Source organism: Streptomyces sp. NPDC059696, assembly GCF_042733745.1.
GTDB lineage: Bacteria > Actinomycetota > Actinomycetes > Streptomycetales > Streptomycetaceae > Streptomyces.
The window spans coordinates 71,823-98,490 of sequence record NZ_JBHWFG010000007.1; the positions used below are offsets into that span (position 1 = coordinate 71,823).

22 protein-coding genes and 1 tRNA gene are annotated in these 26,668 nt (G+C 71.5%); 14 read left to right on the forward strand and 9 right to left on the reverse strand.

The genetic code is table 11. The features are described from left to right. Nucleotides 1-9 precede the first annotated feature (9 nt). On the reverse strand, nt 10-1,341 hold the full coding sequence (locus ACFV20_RS09750; protein WP_385654477.1) for a DUF2254 domain-containing protein: 1,332 nt from the start codon (nt 1,339-1,341) through the stop codon (nt 10-12). 142 nt (nt 1,342-1,483) lie between these two features. Here ACFV20_RS09750 and ACFV20_RS09755 point away from each other — a divergent pair. Beyond that, a tRNA-Leu gene (locus tag ACFV20_RS09755) sits at nt 1,484-1,568 on the forward strand. A gap of 123 nt (nt 1,569-1,691) precedes the next feature. Here the strand turns inward: ACFV20_RS09755 and ACFV20_RS09760 are convergent. Next, a complete protein-coding gene (locus ACFV20_RS09760) occupies nt 1,692-3,416 on the reverse strand; it encodes a sigma-54-dependent Fis family transcriptional regulator (protein ID WP_385654480.1) in 1,725 nt (574 codons plus the stop codon). A 274-nt stretch (nt 3,417-3,690) separates the two neighbouring features. On the opposite strand from ACFV20_RS09760, the gene ACFV20_RS09765 reads away from it, so the two are divergent. From ACFV20_RS09765 to fusA, 6 genes are all read left to right on the forward strand, one after another. After that, nucleotides 3,691-5,439 (forward strand): FAD-dependent oxidoreductase, encoded by a 1,749-nt coding sequence (locus ACFV20_RS09765; protein ID WP_385654482.1) that lies wholly within the window; start codon nt 3,691-3,693, stop codon nt 5,437-5,439. A 56-nt stretch (nt 5,440-5,495) separates the two neighbouring features. Next, nucleotides 5,496-6,365 carry an intradiol ring-cleavage dioxygenase gene (locus ACFV20_RS09770; RefSeq protein ID WP_385654484.1) on the forward strand — a complete coding sequence of 290 codons (870 nt, stop codon included), beginning with the start codon at nt 5,496-5,498 and terminating at the stop codon, nt 6,363-6,365. Then, complete coding sequence (locus ACFV20_RS09775; protein ID WP_385654486.1) at nt 6,362-7,468, forward strand: maleylacetate reductase; 1,107 nt, start codon at nt 6,362-6,364, stop codon at nt 7,466-7,468. Before ACFV20_RS09770 ends, ACFV20_RS09775 begins: the two co-directional genes overlap by 4 nt. A 9-nt stretch (nt 7,469-7,477) precedes the next feature. Next, nucleotides 7,478-8,320, forward strand: coding sequence for an NAD(P)H-binding protein (locus ACFV20_RS09780; protein WP_385654489.1), 843 nt, complete (start codon nt 7,478-7,480; stop codon nt 8,318-8,320). A 138-nt stretch (nt 8,321-8,458) separates the two neighbouring features. Beyond that, on the forward strand, nt 8,459-9,373 hold the full coding sequence (locus ACFV20_RS09785) for a YceI family protein (RefSeq protein ID WP_385654491.1): 915 nt from the start codon (nt 8,459-8,461) through the stop codon (nt 9,371-9,373). Nucleotides 9,374-9,966: 593 nt separating this feature from the next. Then, complete coding sequence (fusA, locus tag ACFV20_RS09790) at nt 9,967-12,009, forward strand: elongation factor G (RefSeq protein ID WP_385654492.1); 2,043 nt, start codon at nt 9,967-9,969, stop codon at nt 12,007-12,009. A 67-nt stretch (nt 12,010-12,076) separates the two neighbouring features. Here fusA and ACFV20_RS09795 read toward each other — a convergent pair whose 3' ends face one another. Next, nucleotides 12,077-13,879 carry a coagulation factor 5/8 type domain-containing protein gene (locus ACFV20_RS09795; protein ID WP_385654495.1) on the reverse strand — a complete coding sequence of 601 codons (1,803 nt, stop codon included), beginning with the start codon at nt 13,877-13,879 and terminating at the stop codon, nt 12,077-12,079. Nucleotides 13,880-14,119: 240 nt separating this feature from the next. Here ACFV20_RS09795 and ACFV20_RS09800 point away from each other — a divergent pair, with 240 nt between their 5' ends. From ACFV20_RS09800 to ACFV20_RS09815, 4 genes are read left to right on the forward strand one after another with little or no spacing between them, the layout of a single operon-like run. Continuing rightward, nucleotides 14,120-15,436, forward strand: a complete 1,317-nt coding sequence (locus ACFV20_RS09800) for an ABC transporter substrate-binding protein (RefSeq protein ID WP_385654497.1) — start codon at nt 14,120-14,122, stop codon at nt 15,434-15,436. A 5-nt stretch (nt 15,437-15,441) separates the two neighbouring features. Then, nucleotides 15,442-16,431, forward strand: coding sequence for a carbohydrate ABC transporter permease (locus ACFV20_RS09805; RefSeq protein ID WP_385654498.1), 990 nt, complete (start codon nt 15,442-15,444; stop codon nt 16,429-16,431). A gap of 8 nt (nt 16,432-16,439) precedes the next feature. Beyond that, the gene (locus tag ACFV20_RS09810; RefSeq protein WP_385654888.1) at nt 16,440-17,279 is read left to right on the forward strand and encodes a carbohydrate ABC transporter permease; all 840 of its coding nucleotides are present in this window, start codon (nt 16,440-16,442) and stop codon (nt 17,277-17,279) included. A gap of 29 nt (nt 17,280-17,308) precedes the next feature. Continuing rightward, nucleotides 17,309-18,667 carry a GH1 family beta-glucosidase gene (locus ACFV20_RS09815; RefSeq protein WP_385654501.1) on the forward strand — a complete coding sequence of 453 codons (1,359 nt, stop codon included), beginning with the start codon at nt 17,309-17,311 and terminating at the stop codon, nt 18,665-18,667. 125 nt (nt 18,668-18,792) lie between these two features. Here ACFV20_RS09815 and ACFV20_RS09820 read toward each other — a convergent pair whose 3' ends face one another. The 3 genes from ACFV20_RS09820 to ACFV20_RS09830 all read right to left on the reverse strand — a co-directional run bounded on the left by ACFV20_RS09820 (nt 18,793) and on the right by ACFV20_RS09830 (nt 21,435). Further along, nucleotides 18,793-19,722, reverse strand: a complete 930-nt coding sequence (locus tag ACFV20_RS09820; RefSeq protein WP_385654503.1) for an SMI1/KNR4 family protein — start codon at nt 19,720-19,722, stop codon at nt 18,793-18,795. 124 nt (nt 19,723-19,846) lie between these two features. Further along, on the reverse strand, nt 19,847-20,518 hold the full coding sequence (locus ACFV20_RS09825; RefSeq protein ID WP_385654506.1) for a hypothetical protein: 672 nt from the start codon (nt 20,516-20,518) through the stop codon (nt 19,847-19,849). A gap of 305 nt (nt 20,519-20,823) precedes the next feature. Then, nucleotides 20,824-21,435 carry an HD domain-containing protein gene (locus tag ACFV20_RS09830; protein ID WP_385654508.1) on the reverse strand — a complete coding sequence of 204 codons (612 nt, stop codon included), beginning with the start codon at nt 21,433-21,435 and terminating at the stop codon, nt 20,824-20,826. A 169-nt stretch (nt 21,436-21,604) separates the two neighbouring features. Here ACFV20_RS09830 and ACFV20_RS09835 point away from each other — a divergent pair, with 169 nt between their 5' ends. Further along, nucleotides 21,605-22,147, forward strand: coding sequence for a hypothetical protein (locus tag ACFV20_RS09835; RefSeq protein WP_385654511.1), 543 nt, complete (start codon nt 21,605-21,607; stop codon nt 22,145-22,147). Nucleotides 22,148-22,264: 117 nt separating this feature from the next. Here the strand turns inward: ACFV20_RS09835 and ACFV20_RS09840 are convergent, their stop codons facing one another. Next, the gene (locus tag ACFV20_RS09840) at nt 22,265-23,224 is read right to left on the reverse strand and encodes an ATP-binding protein (protein ID WP_385654513.1); all 960 of its coding nucleotides are present in this window, start codon (nt 23,222-23,224) and stop codon (nt 22,265-22,267) included. Between the two features lie 128 nt (nt 23,225-23,352). On the opposite strand from ACFV20_RS09840, the gene ACFV20_RS09845 reads away from it, so the two are divergent. After that, nucleotides 23,353-24,864 (forward strand): ABC transporter substrate-binding protein, encoded by a 1,512-nt coding sequence (locus tag ACFV20_RS09845; RefSeq protein ID WP_385654516.1) that lies wholly within the window; start codon nt 23,353-23,355, stop codon nt 24,862-24,864. Nucleotides 24,865-24,872: 8 nt separating this feature from the next. Here the strand turns inward: ACFV20_RS09845 and ACFV20_RS09850 are convergent, their stop codons facing one another. Further along, on the reverse strand, nt 24,873-25,274 hold the full coding sequence (locus tag ACFV20_RS09850) for a Rid family hydrolase (protein WP_385654518.1): 402 nt from the start codon (nt 25,272-25,274) through the stop codon (nt 24,873-24,875). A 143-nt stretch (nt 25,275-25,417) separates the two neighbouring features. Between ACFV20_RS09850 and ACFV20_RS09855 the strand changes: the two genes are divergently transcribed. Continuing rightward, complete coding sequence (locus tag ACFV20_RS09855) at nt 25,418-25,801, forward strand: winged helix-turn-helix transcriptional regulator (RefSeq protein WP_385654520.1); 384 nt, start codon at nt 25,418-25,420, stop codon at nt 25,799-25,801. A gap of 16 nt (nt 25,802-25,817) precedes the next feature. Here the strand turns inward: ACFV20_RS09855 and ACFV20_RS09860 are convergent, their stop codons facing one another. Continuing rightward, the gene (locus ACFV20_RS09860; protein ID WP_385654523.1) at nt 25,818-26,579 is read right to left on the reverse strand and encodes a CDP-alcohol phosphatidyltransferase family protein; all 762 of its coding nucleotides are present in this window, start codon (nt 26,577-26,579) and stop codon (nt 25,818-25,820) included. Between the last annotated feature and the right edge of the window lie 89 nt (nt 26,580-26,668).

The following is a 26,668-nucleotide window of genomic DNA, read 5'->3' on the forward strand; positions in this document are numbered from 1 at the left end:
CGGCAGGGCTCAGCCGATGCCCTGCCGGTCCGGGCGCAGCGCGAACTCACGGTCGGGCGCGTTCTGCGCGGCCAGGGTGACCGCCTGCCGGAGCAGGTGGCGGTGGCGCAGCAACGGCTCGCGGCGTTCCGGCGGAGCGAGCAGAAGCAGGTCGTCGAGGCCGGCCAGCATGCGCCGGGAGACCTGTGGGTTCCCGACGGCACACCCCCGCGTCTCGGTGAGCCCCAGATCCACCAACTCCGTCCAGCCGGGCACGGGCTGCACCAGCCGCACCGCGCCCGCCCGGTCCCGGTGCAGGGCGGCGTCCAGCGGACGGCGGCTCAGCGCGGCCAGGAACTGGATGACACGGTCCAGTGCCTGGACGGCGGTCGTCGGGTCGTTGACCGCGGGGGACAGCCCGCGCAGCGCGATGTCGGACAACTGCCGCAGCCCGAAACCCAGGTCCTGGTGATAGGTCCGCTCCACACCCACCGAGATCGCGTAGCGCAGCGCCCTGCGCGGCGGGACCGGGCCGCCGTGCACGGCCAGCACGGGCATGCCGGGCACCACGAAGTCCCCGATCCGCGGGATCAGCCGCAGTACCACCCCGTGTTTGCGCGCCACTCGCACCAGCCGCGCGATGTGCACGTCCCGCAGCACCCCCGCCCGGCCCCCGTGCGGCACCCACGCGGTCTCGGGACCGAGGTCGGGGGCGCCCTGCCCGGCCACCGGCACGGGCATGGAGGCGACCACCCGGAACGACTCCGAGGCGATCCGCGCGATCACATGGCTGATCCGCATCAGCCGCAGGGTGGCGTTCACGTACAGCACGAAGAGCAGCAGGCTCAGGGCGACCATGCAGAGGGTGAGGACCGACTGCACCAAGGGCACCGACGTGGCGGCCCGGGGATCGTCCACACTGTCGAAGCTCGTCAGGACCAGCAGGGTCAGGACGAAGGTCGCCAGGAAGACCGCGAAGGTCGCCTTGGTGATCCGGCTCCGGACGAAGAGCCGCACGACGCGCGGGGTGAACTGCCCGCTCGCCATCTGCACGGCCACCAGCGAGATGCTGAACACCACACCGATGAAGGTCATCATCGCCGAGCCCACCGCGGTCACCACGGCCTTCGCGTCCTCCGCGAACCGCAGCAGCTCATCGAGCGTCTCGTAGTCCCGGTTCTCCCGGAGTGCGTCGACGAGGGCCGTGTCGAGGGCCTCCGCCCCCACCCAGACCAGGAAGACGGCCACCATCGCCGCGGTCGGGGCGAACCAGAACGTGTCCCGCAGATGCTCCCTGAGCGGCGACAGCGCCCGCGGCCGACGCCTCACGGAGGGGCTCTGCGTCACCATCCAGTCACTCATGGTGTGACCCTAAGGGCATCGGGGCGTGAGGTCCCGGACCCCCGCCCGGCACAGGGAAACGCAGGTGAAAGGCACTCCGAAAGCTTGGTATTGTTGTCCATGTCGCCGCGGGGAACACCCCTGGCAAGGCGGCAGACACCTGGTCCGGGTGGCGGAATGGCAGACGCGCTAGCTTGAGGTGCTAGTGCCCTTTATCGGGCGTGGGGGTTCAAGTCCCCCCTCGGACACAGATAGATCAGCTCGGGCGGGTCGAGATCATCTCGACCCGCCCGAGCTGTTTTGTGCGTCGCCTCTCAGCGCCCCTCGTCAGGCGTCAGCACCATGAGCCGGCCCGGGACCACAACCGGTGATCAACGCCGGTACTCCCGCAGCTTGCGGTACAGCGTCGCCCGCCCGATCCCCAGCGCGGTCGCCGTGCGGGCCTTGTTGCCGCCGTGGCGGCGCAGTGCCTCCAGGATCGCGGTGCGCTCGGCGTGCTCCATCGGACTGAGCGGGCGCGCGGCCGGTCCCTCCCGGACGGCGTCCGGCAGCTCCGCCCGGCGGACCGGCCCGGACCGCCGCCGCTGCTCCGCGAGGGCCCGTACGACATGGGCCAGCTCGGTGACGTTGCCGGGCCACGGGTACGCCTCCAGCGCGCGCAGGGCGTCCAGGGTCCAGGTCAGCGGCGGCTGCCCGGGCGCCGGGCGGGGAGCGAGGGAGGGCAGGAGTTCCCGGATGTCCTCGGCGCGTTCCCGCAGTGGTGGCAGGGTCACCGTGCGGGCGGACAGTTTGTCCAGCAGGCGCTGGAGGCAGGGACCCGCCGGCGCGCCGGGTGTGTAGGTGATCAGCAGCGGGATGTCCGGGTGCTGGTCGAGCAGAGAGTTGAGCGCGGCCACGCCGCTTTGCGCGAGGCGCTCGGCGTGCCGGAGCAGGAGCGGGCTACCGGGCGGCCCGGCGGGCAGCACCTGGTCGAGGCCGGTGTCCTGGGCCCCGTCGACGACCCGGGGGACGTGCGGGCCGCACAGTTCCCGCGCCAGCGCGGACTTGCCCGTGCCACGCTCGCCGGTGAGCAGCAGGGGCTCCTGGGAGCGGGCCAGTCGCACGGCCTGCCCCACACTGTGCCGCCAGGGGACCGAGGAGCCGGTCAGGGTGACCGGCGCAGGCGAGGACGCCACCGGCGGTGCCGGGTCGTCGAGCGGCTCCAGCGCGGCCACGATGCCGATGATCCTGCCGTCCCGACGCACCGGAGTGACCCGGGCCGTGCACCCGGCTCCCTCCGGCAGATCGGCATGACTCCCGGTGCCCGGGCGGTCCGCGTCCCGGGCGGCGGCGGCCTCGTGCTCCAGCGCACCGAGCACCTCGGGCGTCAGCAACCGCTGAGCCGCCTCACTGACCAGCCGGTTGCGGCCGTCGAGTGCGGCCACGGCCCGGTCGGGCCCGCTCGTCGCCCGGACGAAGGCGTCCAGCAGCACCCGCTCGGCCCGTCCGGCCCGTGCCCGCAGCTCCGTCTCGACCGCCGTGACCGTCGCCTCGGTGAACGCCGCCTGCGGATGCGGCGGCCCTGTGCCGCACAGCCGCGTCACGGCCGTCAGGGCGCCCAGTACCTGCCCGCCCTCCGGCCCGAGCACCGGGACGCCGACCGCGCAGACGTCCTGCCACCGGTCGAGGAAGTGCTCGGCGCCGTGCACCTCGGCCCGGGCGCGGGTGCGTACGGCGAGGGCCGCGCCGTTGTTGCCGACGACCTGCTCCGACAGGACCGCGCAGGTGCCGAGCCCCGGTAGGCCGCCCGCCGTCCACAGCACGCGCAGCCGCTCGTCGGTCAGGGCGAGTCGTAGACCGCCTCCGTCCAGCGCGGGAACGATCCGGTCGAGCACCGGCCGGGCGGCGTCGAGCAGCGTCGACTCCCGGGGGAGCGAGGGAGGCGCCGGCGGCTGCGCCGCATCGTGCGGCACGCCGAAGAACCGCGCCCGCCGCCACGCCGCGACGACCTCTTCCGGCACGCCCGGCGGCAGCGGACGCCCCGACAGGAACCGCTCACGGGCCAGGCGCAACGAGGTCCGGGCGGTGGCTGTGGGGGAGGGGTCTGTGGTGGTCACGGCACGCCCCACCGTAGCGGGTTCAGTTGAACGAGAAACAACCGCGGGTCCATCGCCGAACAACGCAGACCCGTCGCCGAACAACTGCGGGCCCCGTCGCAGCCCTTCACCGGCACCCTGGTGTCTCGCAGGGAGACAGCCAACGCCCGGTGGCTCGTAGGGCAACCGCCCACACCCGGTGTCTCGTAATGAGACACCCACGCCCGCCCGCCGCACCGCATGATCATGCACGTTCCGCATCCCACCGCCCGAACCCCCTACGCAGGAGCGCCCCGTGGCCACCGTCGTCGACACCGACGTCCTCATCGTGGGCAGCGGCCCGGCCGGTGCCTCGGCCGCGCTGGCCCTGAGCACCTACGGCGTCCCCAACATCGTGGTGACCCGCTACGCGCACCTCGCCGACACACCCCGCGCGCACATCACCAACCAGCGCACCATGGAGGTGCTGCGCGACCTCGGCGTGGAGCAACAGGTCGTCGCGCAGGCGACCCCGCAGCACCTCATGGGCAACACCACGTTCTGCACCAGCCTGGCGGGCGAGGAACTGGGCCGGGTACGTTCCTGGGGCAACGACCCGCTCGTGCAGGCCGCACACGAACTCGCCAGCCCCACCCGCATGTGCGACATGCCGCAGCACCTCATGGAGCCGGTCCTCGTCGACGCGGCCGTCGCCCGCGGCACCCGCCTCCGCTTCGAGAACGAATACCTCTCGCACACCCAGGACGCGGACGGCGTCACCGCCACCGTCCGCGACCGGCTGCGCGGGGACACCTACGAGATCCGCGCCAAGTACCTGATCGGCGCCGACGGCGGACGGTCGAGGGTCGCAGCGGACGCCGGGCTGCCGATGAGCGGCCGGATGGGTGTGGCCGGCAGCGTCAACATCCTCTTCGAGGCGGACCTGAGCGCCTACACCGCCCACCGTCCCTCCACCCTCTACTGGGTCCTCGCCCCGGGCGCCACGGTCGGCGGCATCGGCGCGGGCCTGGTGCGCTGCGTGCGCCCCTGGAACGAGTGGCTCATCGTCTGGGGCTACGACGTGGACGCCGGCACCCCCGACCTGACCACCGAGTACGCCGAGTCGGTCGTCCGCAGGCTCATCGGTGACGACGACGTCCCCGTGACCGTGAAGTCGTCCTCGGCGTGGACCGTCAACGAGATGTACGCGCAGACCTACGCCAACGGCAGGGTCTTCTGTGCCGGCGACGCCGTCCACCGGCATCCGCCGTCCAACGGCCTCGGCTCCAACACCTCGATCCAGGACGCCTACAACCTCGCCTGGAAGCTCAAGCTGGTCCTGGACGGCAGCGCCCACCCCCGGCTGCTCGACAGCTACACCGCCGAGCGCGCCCCGATCGGGCGGCAGATCGTCACCCGGGCCAACCGGTCCATCCGCGAGACCGCGCCCGTCTTCGAGGCCCTCGACGGGCTCGCCCCGCAGACCCCCGAGCAGCTGTGGGCCAACATCGCCGCCCGCAAGGACGCCACCGAGTCCGCCGAGAAGCAGCGGGCCCGGCTGCGCGAGGCGATCGCCTTCAAGGTCTACGAGTTCAACGCGCACGGCGTCGACCTCAACCAGCGCTACCCCGCGGAGAGCTCCGCCGCGATCGTCCCGGACGGCACACCCGACCCCGGTTTCACCCGGGACCCCGAACTGCACCACCAGCCGTCCACCCGGCCCGGTGCCCGGCTGCCGCACGCCTGGATCACCCGCGGCACCCGCACGCTGTCCACCCTCGACACCGTCGGCCGCGGCCGCTTCACCCTGCTGACGGGCATCGGGGGCGACAACTGGGTACGGGCGGCCTCGGCCCAGGACATCCCGGTCGCCACCGTGGTCGTCGGCCCCGGCCAGGAGTACGAGGACCCCTACGGCGACTGGGCACGCCTGCGCGAGATCCCCGACGCCGGCGCCCTCCTCGTCCGCCCGGACGGATTCGTCGCCTTCCGCCACGCGTCCGCCGCCCCGGACGCCGCGGAACGGCTCGCCGACGCGCTGCGGCGGATCCTCGGGCACGTCTGATCCGGGCCGGCGCGCGCCATGATGGAACGAGCGGACGTCGACGAGGAGGAGCCGGAATGACCACCGATGCGACCGGAGCCGGGGTCACCGAGCAGGCCCTCGCCAGCCTGCGCGGGACCGCGGACCCGCGGCTGCGCGACCTGCTCACCGGCCTCGTCCGCCATCTGCACGATTTCGCGCGCGAGACCCGACTCACCCAGGACGAGTGGGAGCGCGCCATCGCCTTCCTGACGGCGACCGGTCGGGCCTGCACCGACACCCGGCAGGAGTTCATCCTGCTGTCGGACGTGCTGGGCCTGTCCATGCTGGTGGAGACCCTGAACGGCGACCGCGCCGCCGGGGCCACCGAGTCGACCGTGCTGGGCCCGTTCCACCTGACCGAGTCTCCGGTCCGCGCACTCGGGGACGACATCGACCTCGTGGGCGGCGGGGAGAGGTGCGTGGTCAGCGGCCGGGTCCGGTCCGAGGACGGCACCCCGCTGCCCGGCGCCGTCGTGGACGTGTGGCAGGCCGACCACAAGGGCTACTACGACGTCCAGCAGCCCGGTGTCCAGCCCGCCGGCAACGGACGCGGGCTGTTCACCACCGACACCGAGGGCCGCTTCTGGTTCCGCACCTGCGTCCCGGCGGCGTACCCGATCCCCACCGACGGTCCCGTGGGCGCGCTGCTGCGCGCGACCGGACGCCACCCCTACCGTCCCGCGCACATCCACTTCATCGCCGCGGCCGGGGGCCACCGGCCCGTCACCACACACATCTTCGTGGCCGGCGGCGACTACCTCGACTCCGACGCGGTGTTCGCCGTGAAGGAGAGCCTCGTCGAGGACTTCACCGAGACGGACGACCCCGCGCTCGCCCGGGAGTTCGGCGTGCCGAACCCCTTCCGGCACGCACGCCTCGACCTCGTACTGGAGCGGACCGCATGAGGTTCCAGGAGCAGTTCACGTACGAGACCCGGCCCGTGCGGGTCGTCTTCCGGCCCGGGGCGGCTGTCACCGCCACCCCGGGCGAGGCGGCGCGCCTGGGCCTGCGGCGGCTGCTCGTGGTGTCCGGCAGCCGGGGCGAGACCGTCGCGCGGGCGGTCGCGGACGCGCTCGGCGACAGCTGCGCCGGGCTGCACGCCGAGGCACGGATGCACGTGCCCGTGGAGGACGCCGACCGGGCCGTCGCGGCCGCCCGGGCGGCGGGGGCGGACGGCTGCGTCGCGGTCGGCGGCGGCTCCGCGATCGGGCTCGGCAAGGCGATCGCCCTGCGCACCGGACTGCCCCTGATCGCCGTGCCGTCCACCTACGCGGGCTCCGAGATGACCCCGGTGTGGGGCCTCACCGAGCACGGCACGAAACGCACCGGCCGCGACCCCGTCGTCCAGCCCCGGGCCGTCGTCTACGACCCGCAGCTCACCCTCTCCCTGCCCGTACCGCTGACCGTCACCAGCGGCATCAACGCCCTCGCGCACGCCGTCGAGGCGCTGTACGCCCCGGACGTCTCACCGCTTGTCACGGTCATGGCCGAGGAGGGGGTGAGGGCGATGGCCGAGGCGCTGCCCCGGCTGGCCGCCGACCCGGCCGACCTCGACGCCCGCGGCCGGGCCCTGTACGCGGCATGGCTGTGCGGCGCGTGCCTCGGCGCGACCACGATGGGGCTGCACCACAAGCTGTGCCACGTCCTCGGCGGCACGTACGGCCTGCCCCACGCCGAGACCCACACGGTCGTCCTGCCCCACGCCCTCGCCCACAACGCCCCCGCCGCGCCACAGGCGGTGGCCGTCCTGCGCCGGGCTCTCGGTGCCGACGACGTGCCCCGCGCGCTGTGGGACCTGGCCGGCCGTCTCGGCGCACCGCGCTCCCTCGCCGAACTCGGCCTCGCCCGCGCCGACCTCACCCCGGCGGCGACACGGGTCGCGGGCGAGCCGTACGCCAACCCGCGTGAGGTGACGGCCGAGGGGGTCCGGAGCGTGCTGCTCGCGGCGTTCGAAGGGGTCCCGCCGGACTCCGGCTCGCGGACAGAAGGTGACCGCAAGCCTTCCTAGGGTCGTGGCATGACGCAGACGCAGAGGATTCTTGTCACCGGCGCCACCGGAACCGTCGGCCGTCAGGTCGTCGCCGAGCTGCTCGACCGCGGGCACGACGTGCGTGCCCTGACCCGCGACGCCGCACGGGCCGCCTTCCCGGCCGGGGTCGACGTCGTCGAGGGGGACCTGACCGAGCCGGACGGCCTGGTCCCGGCCTTGGAGGGCGTCACCGGCCTCCACCTGATCACCTTCGGCGGTGCCGCCTTCAGCCCGCTGGAGACCGGGCCCAGGATCCTGGAGCTCGCGAAGTCCGCCGGGGTCCGCCGCGTCACCGTGCTGCACGGCGGTGGGCCCACCCCGCTGGAGGACGCGGTACGGGCCGACGACGGCGTGGACCGGACGGTGCTCATGCCGGTCGAGTTCATGGCCAACGCCCTGGAGTGGGCGGACGGGATCGTGACCTCGGCGGAGGTGCGGGAGCCGTTCGTGCACCGGCTGAGTGCCATGGTCCATGAGGCGGACATCGGCGCCGTCGCGGCCGTCGCGCTCACGGAGGAGGGGCACGGCGGCCAGGAGTACGTGATCACCGGGCCCGAGGTGCTCACCGTCGCGGACAAGGTGAAGACGCTCGCCGCCGCCGTCGGCCGGCAGATCACCCTGGTCGAGCTGACCGAGGAGCAGGCCGTCGCGCAGTGGCGGGCGGCGGGTCTCGCGGAGGACGTCATCGGCTTCCTGCTCACGGCGTACGGGGACACCCCCGAGGTGGGCCGTACGGTCTCCGGCACCGTCGAGAAGGTCACGGGTCGCCCGGCGCGCACCTTCGCCCGGTGGGCGGCCGAACACGCCCGCGCCTTCACGGAAAAGTCATGACTGTCTCGTATTGAGACACCCGGACCGGAATCGGGTCCGTCAAGATCGACAAGGGGGTGTGACCGCAGCAAGGTGCGGCCGTCCGCGTGCGCAGAACCGCCGCCGGTACGGCCGCACACCCGAAGAAAGGTGACCACCATGGCCCTCGCACTGCTCCGGCGCCGGTGGCTCAAGAGCTCCTCCGCCGAGGCGGCGGGTCTCGCCCTCCCCCTGCCCGCCGGCGCGGGCGCCGTGGCCCGTGAGGTCGTCGACCCGATGGGCTCGCCCCTGGCGGCCGCGGACGTCACCGTCACCGCCCTGGACACCCACCGTGTCGCCGCCCGCGGCACGACCGACCCGTACGGCTACTTCCTCGCGGCGCTGCCGCCCGGCCGGTACAGCCTGCTCATCTCGGCGGAGGGACTGCGGCCGCACCGCGAGACCGTCGAGACGGGCCCGGGTGCCTCCACGGCCACCGAGCGCGTCTGGCTGCAGCCCGCCGAGGCGCTCCAGCTGCCGACGCCCGGAACCTGGCTCTTCGATCCGCCGCACACGGCGATCCGGTTCATCGCCAAGCACGTCGGCATGGCCCATGTGCACGGCCGCTTCGAACGGTTCGACGGCGGCATCCAGGTCGCCCAGGACATGACCAACTCCCGTGTGTCGGTCCGCATCGACGCCTCCAGCATCACCACCGGCAACACCACCCGCGACAACCACCTGCGGTCCGCCGACTTCCTCGACGTGGAGCGCTTCCCGTACATCGACTTCACCAGTGCCCGCTTCGCCTACCGGGGAGGCGCCAAGTGGGTGCTGCAGGGCAGCCTCACGATGCACGGTGTCAGCCGCTCGGTGTCCCTGGACACGACGTACCTCGGCACCGTGAACGGCGGCTACGGCCAGGAGTTGCGCTGCGCCGCCCTGGCCACGGCGGAACTGCACCGCGAGGACTACACCCTCAACTGGCGTTCCATGCTGGCCCGTGGCATCGCGGTCGTCGGCCCGACGGTCCAACTGGAGCTCGACGTGCAGGCGATGTACCGCACCCACGACACACCTACGCCGCCCGAGTAGGCCGGTGCCCTGCATGCAGGTCGCGCGAGCGGCATGCGCGCCGCGAGCCCGAAGCCGGCCTCCCGCCTGCCGGAGCCGGGGCCGGCCTCACCGTCATCGGCGGTGGGCGGGGTGCACCGTGTCCCAGGCGTCGAAGAGGGCCTCGTCGTCCGCGCCCAGGCCGGACTCCTCGAACCACCCTGCCGGATGGGGTCGCCCTCATATGGTGAAAGCTTCAGCGTGTATGCGCCGTCGCGCACCGCCCCCGGCAGTCCAGCCGTAGAAAAATAACCCCTGGACCCGTCCGCCCCGGCCTCCCTACACTCACGCAGGTACCCCGCGCCGCCCACTACCCGGCACAGGGCATCCATGTGACGAACGAAGGGAGATCGCCATGCGTGACCACGCCGCTGTTGCCGTCTCCCTGTCGCAGCACGAGGTGATCCTCGTGTCTTCGTCGCCCCGGTGTCCGCTGCGCGGCGGCACCGGCTGACCGGGACGAACGCCCGGCGACACCGCAACCCTTGACGTGACGTCAGGGCTCGGTGGCTCTCGCCCATTCCGCCCGGGAATCGCGCTGCCCGTTTTCTGAACGCACCGAAAGGCCCTGGGCCGTGCGCACCCACCTGAACCCGCTCGCCGTCGTCCGCAACCTCGGCATCCTCGCCCACGTCGACGCCGGCAAGACCACCGTGACCGAACGGATCCTGTTCGCCACCGGCACCACCCACAAGCGCGGCGAGGTCCACGACGGCACCACCGTCACCGACTTCGACCCGCAGGAACGCGATCGCGGCATCACCATCTTCGCCGCGGCGGTCAGCTGCGACTGGGACGGTCACCGCATCAACCTCATTGACACCCCGGGGCACGTCGACTTCGCCGACGAGGTGGAGCGTGCCCTGCGGGTGCTCGACGGGGCGGTGGCCGTGTTCGACGCGGTGGCCGGGGTGGAGCCGCAGAGCGAGTCCGTGTGGCGGCAGGCCGACCGGTACGGCGTGCCCAGGATCGCGTTCGTCAACAAGATGGACCGCGCCGGGGCCGACCTCGACGCGGCGGTGGCGTCGATCCGGGCGCGGCTGCATCCGGCGCCCTTGGTCGTGCAGTTGCCGATCGGCACGGAGGACACCTTCACCGGTGTCGTCGACCTGGTGCGCATGCGCGCACTGCTGTGGGACGACGGCGGCTCCGTCGAGCGCACGGCGGTGCCGGACGGCATGTGGGACGAAGCCGTCGCCCGCCGCCGGGCGCTGGAGGAGGCCGTGGCGGAACTGCACCCGGGCGCGCTGGAGGAGTTCTGCGACACGGGCACGCTCCGCACGCCGACCCTCTCCTCGGCGCTGCGCGAGGTGACCCGGGACGGCGACGGCGTGGTCGTGCTGTGCGGATCCGCGTACCGCAACCGCGGTGTCGAACCGCTGCTGGACGCCGTCGTGGCCTATCTGCCGTCGCCGCTCGACGTGCCTCCCGTCACCGGCACGCACGAGGGAGAGGAGCAGGAGCGGGCCGCCGACCCGGCGGCACCGGTGGCCGCGCTCGCGTTCAAGGTGCACGCCACCTCGACGGGACGGCTGACCTATCTGCGCCTCTACTCCGGCACGATCGAGAAGGGAGACACCCTGTGGGACACGCGTGCGCGACGCACCGAGCGGATCGGGCGGATCCTGCGGGTCCAGGCCGACCGGCACGCCCCGCTGGACCGGGCGGTCGCCGGGGACATCGTCGCCGTGGTCGGGCTGAAGTCCGCCCGCCCCGGCTCCACCCTGTGCGCGCAGCACGCGCCGCTCGTCCTCGAACCGCCCGGTGTGGCCGAGCCGGTGGTGTCGGCGGCGGTCGAGTCCCGCCGGGCCGGTGACACCGACCGGCTGGCGTCCGGGCTGGCGCGGCTGACCGAGGAGGATCCCTCCCTGGTCGTGCGGACCGACCCGGAGACCGGGCAGACGGTGCTGTCCGGCATGGGCGAACTGCACCTGGAGGTGGCGGTGGAGAAGCTCCGGCGCGAACTGGGGCTGGAGGTCAACGTCGGCCGCCCGCAGGTCAGTCACCGCGAGACGGTCGGCCGGGGCGTGTCGGGTCTGGTGTTCCGGCACGTCAAACAGGACGGCGGCGCCGGACAGTTCGCCCACGTCGTCCTGGACGTGGAGCCGTACGAGGAGGGAGGGTTCGCGTTCCGTTCGGCCGTGGTCGGCGGGCGGGTGCCGCAGGAGTACGTCCGGGCGGTCGAGGCCGGCTGCCGGGACGCCCTCGCCGAGGGCCCGCTGGGCGGCCACCCGGTGACGGGGCTGCGGGTCACGCTGACCGACGGGGCGACCCATGTGAAGGACTCCTCGGACACGGCGTTCCGCACGGCCGGCCGCCTCGGTCTCCGCGAGGCCCTGCGCGCCTGCGCCATGGTCCTGCTGGAGCCGGTCGTGGAGGTCACGGTCACCGTGCCCGAGGAGGCGGTCGGTGGTGTGCTCGGTGACCTCGCCGCCCGGCGCGGGCAGGTGACCGGCTCGCTCACCCGGGCCGGTGCCGCGGTCGTCACCGCCACCGTGCCGCTGGCCGAACTGTTCGGCTACGCGACCCGGTTGCGCAGCCGCACCCAGGGCCGTGGCACCTTCACGGCCCGTCCCACCGGCTACGCGCCGGCACCGGTCGCGACACCGGTGCGCTAGGTACGGAACCGGCCCCCTTCCCTCCTCGTGCCCGGGGAGGGAAGGGGGCCCGCCCGTGCCGTGCGCGCTACGGGTACGACACCACCGTCGACGGCACCGTGGACGTCCCCGACGTCGGCGACCCGGTGTCGTTGATGACGCGTTCGTACTGCCCGTTGCCGCCGAGCGAGACCACGAGCAGGTCGTGGAAGCGCACTCCGGGACGGTTCGGCGCCGCGAAGCCGTGGTGCTGCACGATGCTCGGGTCGACGTTGTAGTAGCAGTAGCTGCCCAGGCCCCAGCCTTCGTGGGTGGTGACGTCGTCCCCGACCCGGTAGGCGGCGTAGCCCTTGAGGGAGCCGTTCTGGATCGCGGCCTGGTTCGGCGCGTCGTACGCCTTCTCGTTCTGGTAGAAGATCGTGCGCCCGCGCTCGCCGAACCACTGCACGTCGTACTTGTTGAAGTGCTCCACGAACAGCCCGGTCGCCAGGACGTCGTGCCCGTTGACGACCACGCCGTAGTCCGCGCGGTTGGTCTCCCAGCCCACGCCGTCGCCGTGGTCGGCGCGCCAGACCCAGGTGTGGTCGATGACGGTGTGCCGGCTGTTGACGACCATGCTGGTGGTGGCCTTGCCGGGGCCCGCCCCGCCGATGCGGACGAACACGTCCTGGACGGTCGTCGGGTTGGCGGAGTGGTCGCGGGAGGCGCCCCGTGGGCCGATCTCCAGCAGGGTCGCGGAGTTGACCGGCCCGGCGTCGACGAGGAACCCGGCGAGCCGTACGCCGTCGACGTCGGCGACCTTCAGCGCGGTGACGCCGTTGTCGGGGATGAGCGTGGCGTATCCCAGCCCCAGCACCACCGTGCCGGCGCGGTCGACGCGCACCGGCTGGTCGAGGTGGTAGATCCCCGGCGTCAGCAGCAGGTGGAGCCCCTCGGCGAGGGCCTGGTTGAGCGTGGCGGCCGAGACGCCGGGCTTGGCGACGTAGAAGCGCGACAGGGGCAGCGAGGTGCCCCGCGGGGTACCGTTGCCCCAGGTGACGCCCCGGGCGTTGGTCCGCTTCTCCGGCAGGAAGACCCGGTACTCAGGACCGCTGAGGTACAGGAACGGCTTCTCCCGGGAGACCGGCGTCGTGGCCAGGGTGGTGTACGGCGGGTTCGGGAAGCCCTGCGCGGGAGCGCCCTCGACGCCGGAGAACACCATGTTCCACACGCCGTTGAGCCAGCCGCCGATCGCGCTGTCCCGGGTGTACCACTGCTGCTGCGAGTACGGCTGCACCTGGCCGTCGATCCGGCAGTCGGCGATGTAGCCGCCGCTGGACCAGCCGTAGCCGCTCGGGGCGAGGTTGAGGTTGCCGCGGACGTGCATCCGGCGGAAGGGGGCCGCCTGCGAGACCGCCCAGCGGTTGGTGCCGTTCACGGGGACGACCGCGAGGTTCTCCGCGGAACGCCAGAAGTTCTGCGTGGCGTTGCCGCCGAACCAGCCGGCGTCGACCGTGATGTCGCCGTTGATGGTGGTGTCGTCGGGGGAGAGCCCGAGACCGGAGATCGAGGTGTAGAAGCCGATCTGCGCGTTGAGGCCGTGGTAGGTGCCCGGCTTGAACAGCAACTGGTAGCGGCCGATGCCGAACTGGGCCGATTCCTGCCGCCGGAAGACTTCGTCCAGTCTGGCCTGGATGTCCGGCGTGGAGGGGTCGAAGACCAGCACGTTCGGGCCGAGGTCGCCACCGCCGGGCAGCGCGCGCGGCTTCCTGCGCACGGGCTTCTGGTGCGGCTTGGGGGCGGCTGCCGCCGTGCCGGGCAGTGCCGCCAGCGCGGTGGCGGCCGCGGCGGCGCCGAGGACGGTCCGGCGGCCCGGCGCGGCGGGGCGTGATGACGGGGAGTCAGGGTGCATGGGGCGGCTCTCCTGGTTCATGAAGTGAACGGAGTGGGGTGCGGGGAGCGCTCTCTCGCCGCTGAATGGTTCATCCGTGGAACAGATGCGTCAAGGGGTGGCGCGAGAGTTCCGAGAGTGTGTCCAAACCCTTGACGGGACTGCCTTCCGGGGATTAACTCACGTCCTAAATTAAGCCATGACGGCTCTCTCGTGCCGGGGAGCCGTGGTCCCGTACTCCCGGAAGGGCCAGGAGCAGCCATGCGCAGCATCCGAGCCGCGGCGGCAGGCGCCGTCACACTGTCACTCGCCCTCGCGGCCACGGCCTGCGGAGGCGGTTCCGCGACGGGCGGCGGGTCGAACGACTCACCCGAGACACTGACTTACTGGGCCTCCAACCAGGGCGCCAGCATCGAGGTCGACAAGAAGGTCCTCCAGCCGGAGCTCGACAAGTTCGAGGAGCAGACCGGCATCAAGGTGAAGCTGGAGGTCGTCCCCTGGTCCGACCTGCTCAACCGGATCCTCACCGCCACCACCTCCGGCCAGGGCCCGGATGTACTGAACATCGGCAACACCTGGAGCGCCTCGCTCCAGGCCACCGGCGCCCTGCTGCCCTGGGACGCGAAGAACTTCGACCGGATCGGCGGCCGGGACCGCTTCGTCGACTCGGCCCTCGGATCCACGGGCGCCGAGGGCAAGGACCCGGCGGCGGTGCCCCTGTACTCGATGTCGTACGCGCTCTACTACAACAAGAAGATGTTCGCCGACGCGGGCATCGACGGGCCGCCGGCCACCTGGGACGAACTGGTCGCGGACGGCAAGAAGCTCTCCAAGGACGGCAAGTGGGGCCTGGGAGCGGAGGGTTCCAACCCCTCGGAGAACATCCACCACGCGTTCGTCCTCGCCAAGCAGCACGGCGCCGACTTCTTCACCCCCGAGGGGAAGGCCGACTTCACGAACGACGGTGTGGTCGCCGCCGTCAAGCAGTACGTCGACCTGATGGCCGAGGACAAGGTCATCGCGCCCGGCAACGCCGAATACGCGCAGAACCAGTCGGTGAGCGACTTCGCCAAGGGCAAGACCGCGATGCTGCTGTGGCAGTCCGCCTCCGCCAACCTCACCTCCCAGGGCATGAGCGAGGACGACTACGGCATCGCGCCCGTCCCCGTGCAGTCCGGCACCCCCGGCACCGGCAAGCAGGTCAACTCGATGGTCGCCGGCATCAACCTGGCCGTCTTCAGGAACACCGACAACCTCGACGGCGCCACCGAGTTCGTGAAGTTCATGACCAGTGAGGACGAGCAGAAGATCCTCAACAAGGCCTACAGTTCGATACCGCCGGTCAAGACCGCGCAGTCCGACAGCGCCTTCGGCTCCGCCGCCAACGCCGTCCTGAAGGACACCCTCGCCAAGAGCGCCGCCGCCCTGCCCCAGGTCGCCGACGAGTCCCAGTTCGAGACGGCCGTCGGCACCGCCGTCAAGGGCCTCTTCGCCGACGCGGCCGCAGGGCGCCCGGTCACCACCGGCTCGGTCAAGTCGGCCCTGGAGAAGGCCCAGCAGCAGATGCCGGCGGCGTGAACGACATGACCACCACGGTTGAAGCCGGCACACCGCCGGTCGGCAAGAGCCCGTCCGGTGCGGCGCGCGGCCCCCGGCGCCGCACCGGACGGATCCACCGCGTGGGCCTGCCCTACCTGCTGCTCCTGCCGGCCCTCCTCCTCGAACTCCTCGTCCACCTGGTGCCGATGGTGATCGGCGTCGTCATGAGCTTCAAGGAGCTCACCCAGTTCTACATCCGTGACTGGGGCGCGGCCCCCTGGTCCGCCCTGGCCAACTACGAGGTGTCGGTGGACTTCGACGCCCCCGTCGGCGAGGCGCTGCTCCACTCCTTCCTCGTGACCGTCGCCTTCACCCTGCTGTCGGTGGGCCTGTGCTGGCTGATCGGCACGGCCGCAGCGGTCTTCATGCAGGACACCTTCCGGGGCCGCGGCCTGCTCAGAGCCCTGTTCCTCGTCCCGTACGCCCTTCCGGTCTACGCCGCCGTCATCACCTGGGTCTTCATGTTCCAGCACGACAACGGCCTGGTGAACCACGTCCTGCACGACCAGCTCGGCCTCACCGACAAGCCGTCGTTCTGGCTCATCGGCGACAACAGCTTCATCGCGCTGCTGACGGTGTCGGTGTGGAAGGGCTGGCCGTTCGCGTTCCTCATCGTCATGGCAGGTCTGCAGAACATCCCCCGCGAGCTGTACGAGGCGGCCGCCCTGGACGGAGCCGGCGTCTGGCAGCAGATCCGCCGCATCACCCTGCCGTCCCTGCGGCCCGTGAACCAGGTCCTGGTCCTCGTCCTGTTCCTGTGGACGTTCAACGATTTCAACACGCCGTTCGTCCTGTTCGGCAGGACCGCCCCGGAGGCCGCCGATCTCATCTCGCTGCACATCTACCAGGCGTCCTTCGTCACCTGGAACTTCGGCACCGGTTCCGCCATGTCCGTCCTGCTCCTGCTGTTCCTGCTGCTGGTCACGGGCGGCTACCTGGCGCTCACCTCCCGCGGACGGAGGGCCGCCTCATGAGTTCGCCCCTGGCCCCGCCCCGGTCCTTCCTGTGGTCCCGGCGGATCTTCCTCACCCTGCTGACGGGCTTCGTGCTCGTGCCCGTCCATGTCATGGTCTCCAGCTCGCTGAAGCCCCTGGCGGACGTCACGGGCACGTTCCGCTGGCTGCCGACCGAGCTGACGATCCGCCCGTACATCGACATCTGGTCGACGGTCCCGCTGGCGCGCTACTTCGTCAACTCCCTGCTGGTGGCGGGCGCGGCGACGGTCTGCTCGGTGGTCGTCGCGGTCTTCTCCGCCTACGCCGTCAGCCGCTACGACTTCCGCGGCAAACGCGTCTTCACCGTCACCGTCCTGTCCACGCAGATGTTCCCCGGCATCCTGTTCCTGCTGCCGCTGTTCCTGATCTACGTCAACATCGGCAACGCGACGGGCATCGCCCTCTTCGGCAGCCGTGGCGGACTGATCCTCACGTACCTCACCTTCTCCCTGCCGTTCTCGATCTGGATGCTGATCGGCTACTTCGACTCGGTGCCGCGCGACCTGGACGAGGCGGCGCTGGTCGACGGCTGCGGCCCGCTCGGCGCGCTGTTCCGGGTGGTCGTCCCGGCGGCCGTGCCCGGAATCATCGCGGTGGCCGTGTACGCGTTCATGACCGCCTGGGGTGAAGTCCTGTTCGCCTCGGTGATGACCAACGACACCACCCGCACCCTCGCCGTCGGCCTCCAGGGCTACTCGACCCTCAACGACGTGTACTGGAACCAGATCATGGCCGCCTCGCTGGTCGTCAGCGTGCCCGTGGTCGCGGGTTTCCTGCTGCTCCAGCGCTACCTCGTGGCCGGCCTGACGGCAGGGGCCGTCAAGTGACCGGCTCGCCCGTTCCCGAAGGGACTTCCGTGACCATCGACCTCGCCGCACTCCCGCACGACTTCCTGTGGGGCACGGCCACCTCGGCGTACCAGATCGAGGGAGCCGTCGCGGAGGACGGCCGTTCGCCGTCGATCTGGGACACCTTCTCGCACACCCCCGGGAAGACCGCCGGGGGCGACCACGGCGATGTCGCCTGCGACCACTACCACCGCTGGCGCGAGGACATCGCCCTGATGCGCCGGCTCGGCGTGAACGCCTACCGCCTCTCCATCGCGTGGCCGCGGGTCGTCCCGGGCGGCGACGGTCCCGTGAACCCGAAAGGCCTGGCCTTCTACGACGAGTTGATCGACGGCCTGCTGGAGGCGGGCATCACCCCGTCCCTGACCCTGTACCACTGGGACCTGCCGCAGGCGCTCCAGGACCGCGGCGGCTGGCCGGAGCGCGACACGGCCCACGCGTTCGCGCGGTACGCCTCGGTCGTCGCCGAGCGCCTCGGCGACCGCGTCACCCACTGGGCGACCCTCAACGAGCCCCTGTGCTCAGCGTGGATCGGTCACCTCGAAGGCACGATGGCCCCGGGCCTGACGGACCTCACGGCCGCCGTCCGTGCCTCCTACCACCTGCTGCTCGGCCACGGCCTGGCGAGCCGGGCCGTCCGCGCGGCGGCCCCCGGCGCGCAGATCGGCATCGTCAACAACCTCTCGACGATCCATCCCGCCACCGACACACCGCAGGACCGGGCCGCCGCCCGCCGCATGGACGGCCACACCAACCGCTGGTGGCTCGACCCGGTGCACGGCAGGGGCTTCCCGGCGGACATGCGCGAGCTCTACGGCGTCGAACTCCCGGAACGGCCCGGCGACTCGGCGGCCATCGCGGCGCCACTGGACTGGCTGGGCCTGAACTACTACTTCCCGCAGACCGTCGAAGACGACCCCGGGGGCCCGGCCCCGTACGCCCGTGCCGTGCGCCGCGAGGGCGTCCCGCGCACCGGCATGGACTGGGAGATCGACGCGAGCGGCATCGAGACACTGCTGCTGCGCCTCACCGAGGACTACGGGGCCCGCCGGCTGTACGTCACGGAGAACGGCTCGGCCTACCCCGATGTCGTCCGCCCCGACGGCACGGTCGACGACCCCGAACGGCAGGAGTACCTCTTGGGCCACCTCGCCGCCTGCGCCTCGGCCGCCCGTAAGGGAGCCCCTCTCGCCGGCTACTTCGCCTGGTCCCTGCTGGACAACTTCGAGTGGGCGTACGGGTATGAGAAGCGGTTCGGGCTCGTCCACGTGGACTACGGGACACAGCACCGCACGATCAAGGGGTCGGGTCACCGGTACGCGGAACTCGTCCGGGCGCACCGGGGCCGGGTACGCGAGGCGGCCTGAGAGCCCCGAGTTCCAGCACGTGTTCCCGCGCGCGGCGCTGCGCGGGGGAGGAGGTCCCCCGTCCTGACCCTCGACCGACCGACCTGTGGTCGGAGGACCCTGCACACGGTGCTCCGGCCGTGGCGCTATGCGAAGCGCGTCCACCCCGGTTCCCGGGGATGCGCCGGACCGTCCCACACCAGTGCATGATCGACGAGACCGGGCACCTTCGTGTCCTGGTGTGCGTCCGCGTCCTCCACACCCCGGTTCTCGTCCAGGGCGTCGGCGACTTCGATGAGGTAGTCGGCAAACGACGGCCAAACGCCCAGCCTGGGAATCCCGGCCTCTTCGAAGGTGCCGATCCGTCCGTACCCCGGCCCTGGCGTGCAGTCCGTGAACAGCCCGTACAGACCGCTGCGGTCGGTCGCGGCGAACGCCAGATATCGCACCATGGGGTCGTTCGGCATACCGATCGTGTGAGGTCCTTCATCCCAGTACGGCAGGTGCTGCACGGGAGGAATCCCGTGCTGCCTCGGCAACAGCCAGGCCGTCCCCTGTGCTTGTGGGCGGAGCCCGGTTCCGGGTTCGGTCGTCCAGCCGAAGTCACCGGGGTGACCCGTGCCGTTGCGGAGGCGATAGAACGCCTTGAGGCCCGGTGGGACGGTGAGGTCGAGTTCCTGCTCGACCTCACGGATGTCGGCCTCCGGGGCGGGCACGGGAAGCATCCGGTAGGTGCGCGGAGCGTGCTGCTTCAGCCACTTCTCGATCCTCGCCCAGGCGCCCGCCACGGCCTGCTCCTGCAGTTGATGGTCCGTCATGTCTGCGAACCTACGGGTCACATGTGGGTTTCCGGCGACCGAACGAATCTCTTCGTCGCCAAGAGCCGGGCTGGGCGGGCTCCTCGCGGGACGGCTGAAGGCCATGGCGAACTCGATGAGCAGGAAGGGACCGGAGGAGAACAGCCGGTGCGTCGAGGAATAAGTGGCGAGGGCGGTACCGGGGAGGGCGGGCCCCCGGTACGGGAGAGGCGGGCCGAAGCGGCGCGAGGCCACGGTGCGCGCGCCCGGAACGTCCACTCGGCTGCCACCGCCGACGCCGGATGCCGGCGGCGGCCTAATCGGCACGCCGGGCTTCCAGCCGCAGGGTGACGCCGCAGCCGGCGTCGGACCAGATGCGGAAGGTGCGGGCCCTGCGTTCCGGTCAGCCGCCCTGGTAGATCGTGGTGCACAGCAGAGTGGCACCGTCGTCCACCAGGGCGGCCCAGTAGCGTGTCGGGTCGCCTGCCATCCGGCGGCAGTTGTTGGCGTCGGCGCCCGCCGGGGCGCGGTAGACGCCTGTGATGTGCATGATCTGGTTGTACGGGACGGGTACGGGCTCGCGTCGGCAGGCCACGGCTGTCATCAGGGCGAGGGAGATCGAGTCGCCGGACTGCCGGCCGAGCAGGCAGTAGTTGGCGTGGTAGACGCGAGTGAGGCAGAGCTTCGTGGTGTCGCCGGTGGTGGCGGACCGGTAGCTCCAGTACGACTTCCCGTAGCCGGTAGGGCAGTCCGCGTCGACGGCGGTCACCCGGACCTGCGCCTGCTCGGCGGCGCAGGACACGGGGTCCGGCGGAGCAGCGACGCTCCAGTCGATGCTGGAAGCGCCCCCGCGGCCCGTGTCGTAGACCGGCAGACAGTCGCCCACCGAGACGGACTCGAACGCCTCTGCGGTGGGATCCGGAGTGGGTGTCGACGGCTCGGGCTCCGGCTCGTCGGTGCTCCCCTCGCCGGTGCCGGAGTGATCGGGGATGCGGTCCGTCGGCGAAGACGTGTACGGGGCCGGGCTGGAACCGGAGAGGGTCGGGCTGGAACTTGAGGGGGGCGAGTCTGCCAACAGATCCTTGAGATCGCCCGCGCTGCTCACGCCCAGCCAGGTCAGAATCGACAGTACGGATGCGATCCCGCCTGCCACTGCCCATAACTTGGCAGTGGAATGATCACCGGATGCGTCTGCCACGATGCCCTCCCCCCTGAGGCTCAGGCGATGTTAGCGATTCTGGGGTCGCTGAGAGCAGAACTCCTTCTTTCTCGACTCCGCCGGACCCCGTTCGCACGGGTCGGCGATCGGGGAGAGGTCAACGACGAGGCCCGGACAGGGGGTTGTCGTGTTTGCCCACACGGGCGGCGACCGCGAGTCACCTACGGAGCGGTCACCTGCTGGATGCTGTCGCCGCCCGGCACCGGCCCGGTCGTGTCCGGGTCGCCGAACTCATCGCGCAGTGCCTGAAAAGCGGTCACCTTGTCCTCGCCGAACCGGCGGATGTGGGCGGCGAATTGGTCGGGGGAGAGGAACACCGACGGCCGGGACTTGCTGTGGAACTTGTCCGCGTACATCACCAGCCTCTCCTCCTCCGTCACCGCCACGTAGTCGCCGGGGGGCAGGGGCAGTGCCTGGCTCACGATGTCGTGGCGGGTGAGTCCCACCCCGGTGTGGTGGGAGCAGAAGCGGCGGAGGGCTTCGGGGAAGCCCTCCGCTTCGAGGATCTCGTGGCCGAGCAGCCCGTGCCGGATGTAGTTCCGGTGGTCCAGCCGTCCGTCCTCCCCATAGAGGCGGTAGACGCCGATGTCGTGGAGGAGACAGCCGGCGCGGACCAGTTCGGCGTCGAGGTGGGCCAGGCGGGGCGCGGCAAGGAGCTGCTCGGCGATTCCCCAGACGATCTCGCAGTGCCGGTGGACGAGGGCGAACGCCTCGGTGGTGGGCGCGTACTTCTCGTGCAGCGCCCGGATCTCTGCGGGGTCCGGAATGCTCATCGCAGGAGGGTAACAACCGCTCGTCCGGCGGGGCCGGGAAGTTCCCGCAGCGAGCCGTTTCACACGATCGGATGGTGCCGCGCGGAGCGGGCACCTGCCCGGCCCGCGGGCCGTTCGAGCTGGTGACGGGACTTGCCGTCTCTTCTCAGTACGACGACGGGAGCACACCATGGGCCTGCATTTCCACCGCAATGCCGACGGCACGACGACGGGGCGCAACGAGGCCAACGGCTTCACCGTGACGCACGCTGACGCGGAGGAGGTGAAGCGGCAGGTGTACGAGGACGCCGGATGGGAGTACACACCTCCACCGCCGCCCGTCCCGCCCGGGTTCCACCGGTTCTCCCTGGTGCACGAGGAATTCCGGGCCTCCGGCTTCGAGGACGAGAGGTACGCGGGGCTGCGGGAGCGTCCGCCGGAGGGGTGCAAGCCGGTCGACCGGGGGTGCTTCGCCCTGGACTGCGAACGGCCGGGGAAGACCCTCCTGGACGCCGTCGCCGGTACCGTCGCCGAGGTCCGTAGGGAGCACGGACTGGTGATGAACAGCCTGGGTGTCGACAAGCCCCAGGAATGGTTCGACGCGGACAGCAAGGACGGATACGCCGCGCGGATCGTCGCGCACCTGGTGCTCACGGCCACCGACCGCGCCCGACGCCTCGGGTACGGACGCAAGGACGTGGTCCGGCTGCTCGATGCCACGGCTATCGAGTAGCCGGAGGAGGAGACGCCGCATCGAGGAGCCGGAGGGGGAGACGCCGCATCGAGGAGCCGGAGAAGGAGACATGGCATCGAGGAGCCGGAGGGAGAGACACGGCGGGGGTGGCGTGCCTCAGAGCCGGGCGGGCGGCCCCGGCTTGAAGTCCGGGTCCACCTGGGCCGCCAGGTCCTCGCCCATCCGCGCGTCCGCCCAGGCGTGGACGTTGCGCAGGTGGAACTCGACCGCGTGGCGGTGCATCCGGTCCCAGTCGCGGACCTCCGCGTCGACGGCCGCGCGCATCACCTCCAGGGCGTGGCGGTTGTGCGGTTCCAGCGACGCCAGTGCCTCCGTGCCGGACTCGCCCCGGCCCTGCTCCGCCGCGCGGATCCAGGGGGAGTGCACGAGATGGGTCAACAGGTCGTCGCCCACCTGATCCTTGAGGAAGAGCAGATCGTCCTCGCCGGTCACCTTGTTGCCGACGACGGCGATCCGGATGCCGAACTGCTCCGCGTGGTCGCGGTACTGGCGGTACACCGAGACACCCTTGCGCGTGGGCTCCGCCACCAGGAAAGTCAGGTCGAAACGGGCGAACAGGCCCGAGGCGAAGGCATCGGCTCCGGCCGTCATGTCGACCACGACATACTCGCCGGGACCGTCCAGCAGATGCCCGAGGTACAGCTCGACCGCGCCCAGCTTGGAGTGGTAGCAGACCACGCCCAGGTCGGTCTCGTCGAACTCGCCCGTCGCCATGAAGGGGACGCCTCCCGCCCGGCCGACGTGCCGTGCGTGCAGTTCGTCGTCGCCGAGCGGACGCAGGAGGCGGGATCCGCGGCCCGGAGGGGTCGTCTTGATCATCGCCTCGGGGGAAGGGATGCGGGGGTTGTCGCCCCGTAGGTAGTCCTTGATCTCGGGCAGGTGCGCGCCCAGCGGAGGGGCGGACTCCTCCTCGCCGCCCAGCGCCTCGGCCAGGTGCTGGTTGATGTCGCCGTCGACGGCCAGGACGGGTGCGCCGGAGCGTGCCAGGTGGCGGGAGAAGAGCGCGGAGAGCGTGGTCTTGCCGCTGCCGCCCTTGCCGACGAAAGCGATCCTCACGACAGGACCACCTTTTTGAAAATGGATGTCATGTGGTTAGGTTTAGGGAGTGATCGTGATCGCTGTCAAATCGCGTGAGCCGAACGGGGGGTTGCCGTGGTGATGCCTAGGATGTGCAAGTGCGTGTAATGAGCATCAACCGTCTTCTCGGGGTACTTGTCCCCCTCGCCCTCCTTCCGGGACTGACCGGCTGCTTCGTGTCCCGTGACAGCGCCTCGTCGCTGGACGGCGTGCCGTCGGGGTCGCGGTTGCGGGTCGCCCTCGCCTTCCCGCCCGCCGAGAACTTCTCGCCGTACGGAGCCGACGCCACACTGCTCAGCCGACTCGGCGTCACCGAGGGGCTGACCGCTCTGGACGCCAACGGCGCCGCGTCCCCCGCGCTCGCCCGGTCCTGGCGCCGGGTGAGCGACCGCACCTGGAGCTTCACCCTCCGCGAGGCGACCTTCCAGGACGGCACCGACGTCACCCCCACCACCGTGGCATCCGCCCTGACCCACGCCGCGCACGCCGAGCCCCCACCCGCGGCGCTCGCCGGCATCACCCTCGACGCGAGGCCCGACGGCGACCACGCCCTCCGCGTCACCACCGCCACGCCCGACCCCGTGCTGCCCCTGCGCCTGTCCAGCCCGAGCCTGGCCGTCCTCTCCCCGCACGCCTACAGGAAGAAGGCGCACGGGACGACGGACGCCCCCACCCCGGTCGGCACCGCCACCGGGCCCTTCGAGATCACCGCGGCCGGCGGCGACTCCGCCACCCTCGACCGCTACGACGACTACTGGGGCGGCCTGGCCCACGCCTCAGGCATCGACGCGCGCTTCATCGAGGACGGCACCGCACGCGCCAACGCCGTCCGTACCGGCGACGTCGACGTGGCCGAGGCGATACCCGTGGCGCAGGCCGCCGCACTCGACGAGGCCACCCTCAAGGAAGCCGGAACCACCCGGACCACCAGCCTCCAGCTCAACACACGGACGGGGCCGTTCAGGAGCCCGGAGCTGCGCGCCGCGGTCCGCGGGGCGATCGACTCCTCCGCCCTCGTCGAGGGTGTCTTCGAGGGGTACGCCGACCCGGGCGCCGGCATCTTCGGACCCGCCGTCACCTGGGCCGGGAGCAAGCGCGTGACGCCGGCCGGACGGGCCAGGGCCGCCCGCCCCGACGGCACGCCGATCACCCTCGCCACCTATGACAACCGGCCCGAACTGCCCGAGGTCGCCCAGGTCGTGCAGCAGCAACTGAGGAAGGCGGGCTTCAGGGTGAAACTGGAAGTGCGTGAGTACTCACGGCTGGAGGGTGACGCGCTCGCCGGGACGTTCGACGCGTTCATCGGCGCCCGCAACAGCCTTCTGGACACCGGGGACCCCGTCGGCGTCCTCGGCAGCGACTACACCTGCGACGGCGGTTACAACCTGGCCCGGTTGTGCGACAAGCGGGTCGACCGGGCCGTCGCCGAGGCCCTCGGGGCCGACGGCACCGAGCAGCGGCAGGACGCCGCCATGGCCGCCGAGGCCGCGATCCTCGGTACGGACGCGGTCGTGCCCCTGGCCCACCAGCAGATCATCGCCGGTGTCTCCACCACGGTCCGGGGCGTGCTGCTGGACCCCTACGAGCGGGCCCTCGTGGGGGCCGGCACGCGTCGCTGACAGAGGGCTCAGGCGGGCAGCCGCGTGTCGACCACGCAGCTGATCTCGACGAGCTGCCCGGGGAAGGTCAGTTCGGTGACGCCGAGGGCCGTGCTGACGGGACGGTGGTCGCCGAAGTACGCCCGGTTGCCCTTCGCGATCACCTCGGCGTTCCGCACGAGGTCCACCGCGTACAGCGTCTGCGAGACGATCTGGTTGCGGGTGGCGCCGTAGTGGTGCAGGACCTTGTCGAGGTTGACGTAGGTCCGGTCGAGTTGGGCGGCGATGTCCTCCTCGGGGTGGAAGGCGCCTCTGTCGTCGAACGAGAGCTGCCCGGAGACGTGCACCAGGTCACCGGACCTGATCGCCTGGGCGTAGCCGAAGTGGCCCTCGGCCGGGATGCCGTGGTCGTAGACGTCGAGCGTGGTCATGGTGTGGTTCCTTCCGTCGGGGCACGGACCGTCGGGGCACGGACCGCGGGCAACGGGCCCGTGCTCTCTTGCGGTTACTCGGAAACCGTAGGAGAGTGACGGCCGACCTGGAAGAACGCACTTTTCGGTGACTGGGGAACCAGATGGTGACCAAGCAGATCAGAGACGAGCTGTCTGAGAACGCGGATCTGCGGCGAGCGGACTCGCTGGCCCGGGAGATCTTCTCCGACGTGGCCAACAAGTGGGCCCTGCTGATCATCGAGGCGCTCGGGGAACGCACCCTGCGCTTCAGCGAGTTGCGCGACGAGGTGGAGGGCGTCAGCCACAAGATGCTCACCCAGAACCTGCGGATGCTGGAGCGCAACGGCCTGGTCGACCGGACGGTGCACCCCACCGTCCCGCCCAAGGTCGAGTACACGCTCACCGAGCCGGGCCGCGCCCTGCGCGCCACGGTCGACGCGATCTGCGGCTGGACCCATCAGTACCTCGGGCACATCGAGGCGGCCCGAGGGCGCTTCGGCACCTGACCGGCGAAGCCGGACGTCAGCCCGCGACCAGTTCCCGCACCGGGGGCACGGTCGCCGGCTGCTCGGCCCGCGAGGTCCGGTACAGCCACAGCACGTCCCGCCCGAACGACCAGACCAGCAGGCCCAGGGCCAGGGCCGCGACCGCGAAGTTGGCCGCGTACGGCAGCAGATCGGCGCCCGCCAGGAGCAGCAGAACCCCCTGGAGCGCGGCGACGGTCTTGCGCGCGGTGCTCGGCGGGAGCGCGGCCGTCAGCCAGGGCCACACCTTGGCCGCGGCGACGAAGACGTAGCGCATGCCGCCGATCAGCAGCACCCACGGGCCCAGTTGCATCGACACGTACACGCTGAGCACCAGGATCAGGAACGCGTCGACCTCCATGTCGAAGCGCGCGCCCAGCGGGGTCGAGGTGCCGGTGCGGCGGGCGACCTTGCCGTCCACGCCGTCGAGGATCAGCGCTACCGCCGTCAGGCCGACGAACAGCGACACCGGCGGTGAGCTCTGGAAGGAGTCCGCGACCAGGGCCGTGACCCCGCCGACGAGGGTGGCCCTCCCCAGGGTGACCCGGTTCGCCGCGCCGAAGGAGCGCAGCCGGGAGCGGTGCAGGGCCCGGGAGAGCACCGCCCAGGTGGCTATCGCGAACGCGAGGCCGCTCAGCCAGCCCGCCGGCCCCATCCCGATCGCCGTGCCGATCAGGGCGAGGAGCAGGACCTGCACGCCCGCCCCCAGGGCGGTCTCCTGCTGTACGAGCCTCGCGTCGTAAGTGTTGTTCAGGGCCACCGAACGTCCTCCGGCCGTGTGACAGAGTCGATCAAGGCCGCTACGTTGTGCGCGGCCTGTGCACCCCTCGGTACGCAAGCCGCTCGCCG